Here is a 3,585-nt window from a genome sequence, read left to right on the forward strand (position 1 = left end):
TGGATCCGGATCGGCGCAATGCCCTGGACGTGGCGATTCGCGAGTACGCCCCGGACCTGGTGATCAGCGATGATGGCTTGCAGCATTATGCGCTGCCGCGCAGCGCCGAAGTGGTGGTGGTGGATGGTCAGCGTGGCCTGGGTAATGGTCGCTGTCTGCCGGAAGGACCATTGCGGGAGCCGGCCACCCGCCTCAAGGAGGTGGACTTCGTGATCAGCACCGGCGGTGGCTGGACCGGGGCCTATCCCATGATCATGCGTCCGTCAGGCATGACATGCCTGGCCGACGACCGTACTCTCACCCCTGACGATTTCCTGCGCCAACATCCCCAGGTCCATGCGGTTGCCGGCATTGGCAATCCCAAACGTTTCTTTAACCTGCTCAGTATTCTTGGGCTCAGCACGACGCCTCACGTTTTCCCCGACCATCATGCCTATCAGCCGGCGGATCTGGCCTTTGCCGATGGGCTGCCTGTCCTGATGACAGAAAAGGACGCGGTGAAATGTGCCCCCTTTGCCGAACCCCACTGGTGGTTTCTTCCGGTGACTGCAAGCTTGCCGGACGGGTTGCTGGATCAGATGATTGATCGGGCGTTGGGAGTGAACGGTCAAGAGAGTTGAAAGGTAAAAGGTAAAGTTGAAACGTGAGGATGTAAGGCATGGGTTTGAACGGTTTTTTCAACTTTGAACTTTAAACTTCCAACTCGGCCCTGATTTTTTTCGAGGTAGTGAATGAGTTTTTACGTAGTGGTGCCGGCGCGGTATGCGTCTACCCGTTTGCCGGGCAAGCCGTTGGCAGACATTGCTGGAAAAACCATGGTGGAACGGGTGGCAGAGCGCTGCCAGCAAAGCCATGCCGAGCAGGTATACGTGGCCACGGATGATGCGCGCATTGCCGATGTGCTGGATGGCATCGTGCCCGTGGTCATGACCCGGGAGGATCACCCCTCCGGCACGGACCGCCTGCAGGAAGTGGCCGCCAAACTGGGGCTGGCTGATGATGACATTATCGTCAATGTGCAGGGCGATGAGCCGTTGATTCCCCCGGCGGTGATTGATCAGGTGGCGGCGAATCTGGCCGCCAACCCGGACTGCCAGATGTCCACTCTGTGTGAACCCATTGAACGAGCTGACGATCTGTTTAACCCGAATGTGGTGAAAGCCGTGTTCGATGACAGCGGCAAGGCGCTGTATTTTTCCCGGGCGCCGGTGCCCTGGCATCGTGATGCCTTTGCCGATGGTAAGCAGGACATGTCCGCAGGGCAGTGGTGGCGTCATATCGGCATCTACGCGTACCGGGTAGCGTTCTTGCACCGGTATGTGCAATGGCCGCCCGCGACCCTGGAGCAGCTGGAATCTCTGGAGCAGCTGCGGGCCATGGCCAATGGCGTGGCTATCCACATTGAACCTGCCTGCGAGGCTGTGCCCGGTGGGGTCGATACCCAGGCGGATCTTGAGCGTCTGCGGTCAGAGTTGGGAGGCCGGTAATGAGCGTATCAGTATTGTTCGTTTGCCTTGGCAACATCTGTCGTTCACCCACCGCTGAAGTGGTCTTTCGTGAACGCGTGAAGGCAGCCGGCCTGGAAGATCGTATTCGTATTGATAGCGTTGGAACCGGCGATTGGCATATCGGCAAGGCGCCGGACCCTCGTACCCAGGAGGCCGCGTTGCGACGGGGCTATTCCATGGCTGACCTGCGCGCGAGGCAAGTCAGCCCGGCGGATTTTGCGGACTATGATTGGGTGTTGGCCATGGATGATGCCAATCTGGCGGATCTGAAGGCCATGCGACCCGCATCGTTTCAGGGCACTCTTGCCCGTTTTCTGGACTATGCACAGCACACTTCGGTGCGGGAAGTGCCCGACCCTTACTATGGCGGTGAAGACGGATTCGATACCGTGCTGGACCTGATTGAAGATGGCGCTGAAGGATTGTTGAGCCGTGTGCGGGAGCAACTGTGAGCCAGACGGCGCCACCGACCGGTTCGGTTGAGCAGATTTGCGATGCGGATCTGATGTCGCTGAATACCTTGCGGTTGCCGGCGCGAGCCCATCGCCTGGCACGGCCGAACACACTGGATGCATTGTCACAGGTGCTGGCGGAACGTAATCCTGCAGAGCCACTTTTCGTGATTGGTGAAGGCAGCAACCTGGTAATTCGTTCTGATCTGCCGGGGCTGACACTGAGCCTGGCTATTGATGGCATGGCGCAGGTGAAAGAAGACGACACCCATGTTTGGGTCGCCGCCGGTGCTGGCGTGCACTGGGATGATCTGGTGGCCTGGACCGTTGAGCAGGGCTGGCAAGGGCTGGAAAACCTGTCCTTGATTCCCGGTACGGCGGGGGCGGCACCTTTTCAAAATATCGGTGCCTATGGCGTCGAGTTGTCCCAGGTACTGGAGCAGGTGACGGTGATGGATGTGGTCACCGCTCAGGTAGACCATTTTGCCGGCCATGAATGCGAATTTTCCTACCGCGACAGTCGTTTCAAAAGCCGTGATCGTGGCCGCTATATCATTACCGGCATCGAGCTTCGTCTGAATAAAATACCGCAATGCAATGTGAGCTACGGGCCGCTCCAGGCGCGTTTTGGTCACTTGTCGCAAGCGGATATTTCCCCCGCCGCGGTTCGCGAGCATGTGATTGCGGTGCGTCAGAGTAAGCTGCCGGACCCTGCCGTGTTGGCTAACGCGGGCAGTTTTTTCAAAAACCCGGTTGTCACCAAAGAACAGGGTGATGCGCTAAAGATGCGCTTTGCGGATGTGGTGGCGTACGCACAAGAAGATGGCGTGAAACTGGCAGCAGGGTGGCTGATCGAGCAGGCCGGCTGGAAGGGGAAGCGACTGGGGCCTGTTGGTATGCATAGTGAACAGGCGCTGGTGCTGGTCAATCATGGCGGTGCTACCAGTGCGGATGTGGTGGCGTTGGCAGAGGCGGTGTGTGCCGATGTGCTGGCGATGTTTGGTGTGTCGTTGGAGCAAGAGCCGGTGCTGTTACCATAGCCAGGAGCCTCCAGGCCCCTATAGACGCATGGGATGCATGCGACCCATGGCCACAATTGATTTCAGCATGTAGCTGGAACAATACCTGATTATTGTCTGAATGATGGCCCTGACAATTCCTCAAAGAAACCCTTAAAGAAACCCTCAAAAATACCTCTCAAAAAAGATACCGAAAACGATAGCTGTTCAGGCTAAGGGGCTTGCGCCAGGCATCCGGCGTCGAGTATTTATTCGCGATAAACCCTGTAGACGACGAGAAGCGTGTTATTCACTCTAATCCGCGAAGAACCATAAGCCACAAAAAAGCCCGCTCGAAGCGGGCTTTTTTGTGGCTGGATGTCCTCAGTCTTCCGAGGACGATTCCGCTTGTTGCGCCTTGGCAGCGGCTTCCTGGGCGGCGAGCTGCTCACGACGACGCTGGCGTGGGTCGTTGCTTGCGCGGCCCTGCTCGGCGGCGGCGGGCTTGACTTCTGCCTTGACCGCTTTCACTTCCGTGGCACGGCTGGGCAGCTCATTGCTGGCCGGTGCCGGCTTGGGCTTTTCTTCCGCCTTTGGGGCCGGGGCTGCCGGGGTGGGTTTGTAGCC

At 58.3% G+C, this 3,585-nt stretch carries 4 protein-coding genes and 1 pseudogene; 4 read left to right on the forward strand and 1 reads right to left on the reverse strand.

The window, feature by feature from the left end; translation table 11 throughout:
* The 4 genes from lpxK to murB all read left to right on the forward strand — a co-directional run.
* On the forward strand, positions 1-620 hold a 620-nt coding region (lpxK, locus tag A3730_RS19165), incomplete at its 5' end, for a tetraacyldisaccharide 4'-kinase (RefSeq protein WP_063538706.1).
* 111 nt (positions 621-731) lie between these two features.
* Entirely contained in the window at positions 732-1,487 is a 756-nt protein-coding gene (kdsB, locus tag A3730_RS19170) for a 3-deoxy-manno-octulosonate cytidylyltransferase (RefSeq protein ID WP_063520756.1), read from the forward strand.
* Complete coding sequence (locus tag A3730_RS19175) at positions 1,487-1,960, forward strand: low molecular weight protein-tyrosine-phosphatase (protein ID WP_063520757.1); 474 nt, start codon at positions 1,487-1,489, stop codon at positions 1,958-1,960. The genes kdsB and A3730_RS19175 overlap by 1 nt, the downstream gene beginning before the upstream one ends.
* Positions 1,957-3,000, forward strand: coding sequence for a UDP-N-acetylmuramate dehydrogenase (gene murB, locus A3730_RS19180; RefSeq protein ID WP_082872464.1), 1,044 nt, complete (start codon positions 1,957-1,959; stop codon positions 2,998-3,000). The genes A3730_RS19175 and murB overlap by 4 nt, the downstream gene beginning before the upstream one ends.
* A gap of 342 nt (positions 3,001-3,342) precedes the next feature.
* Here the strand turns inward: murB and A3730_RS31900 are convergent.
* Positions 3,343-3,585, reverse strand: a pseudogene (locus A3730_RS31900) (hypothetical protein); the annotation flags it as partial.

The sequence above is a fragment of the Alcanivorax sp. HI0044 genome (assembly GCF_001634945.1).

What these genes read in the sequence shown, in the direction of transcription:
- kdsB (WP_063520756.1), top strand. Translation starts at nt 732, where the DNA reads ATGAGTTTTTACGTAGTGGTGCCGGCGCGGTATGCGTCTACCCGTTTG.
- A3730_RS19175 (WP_063520757.1), top strand. Translation starts at nt 1,487, where the DNA reads ATGAGCGTATCAGTATTGTTCGTTTGCCTTGGCAACATCTGTCGTTCA.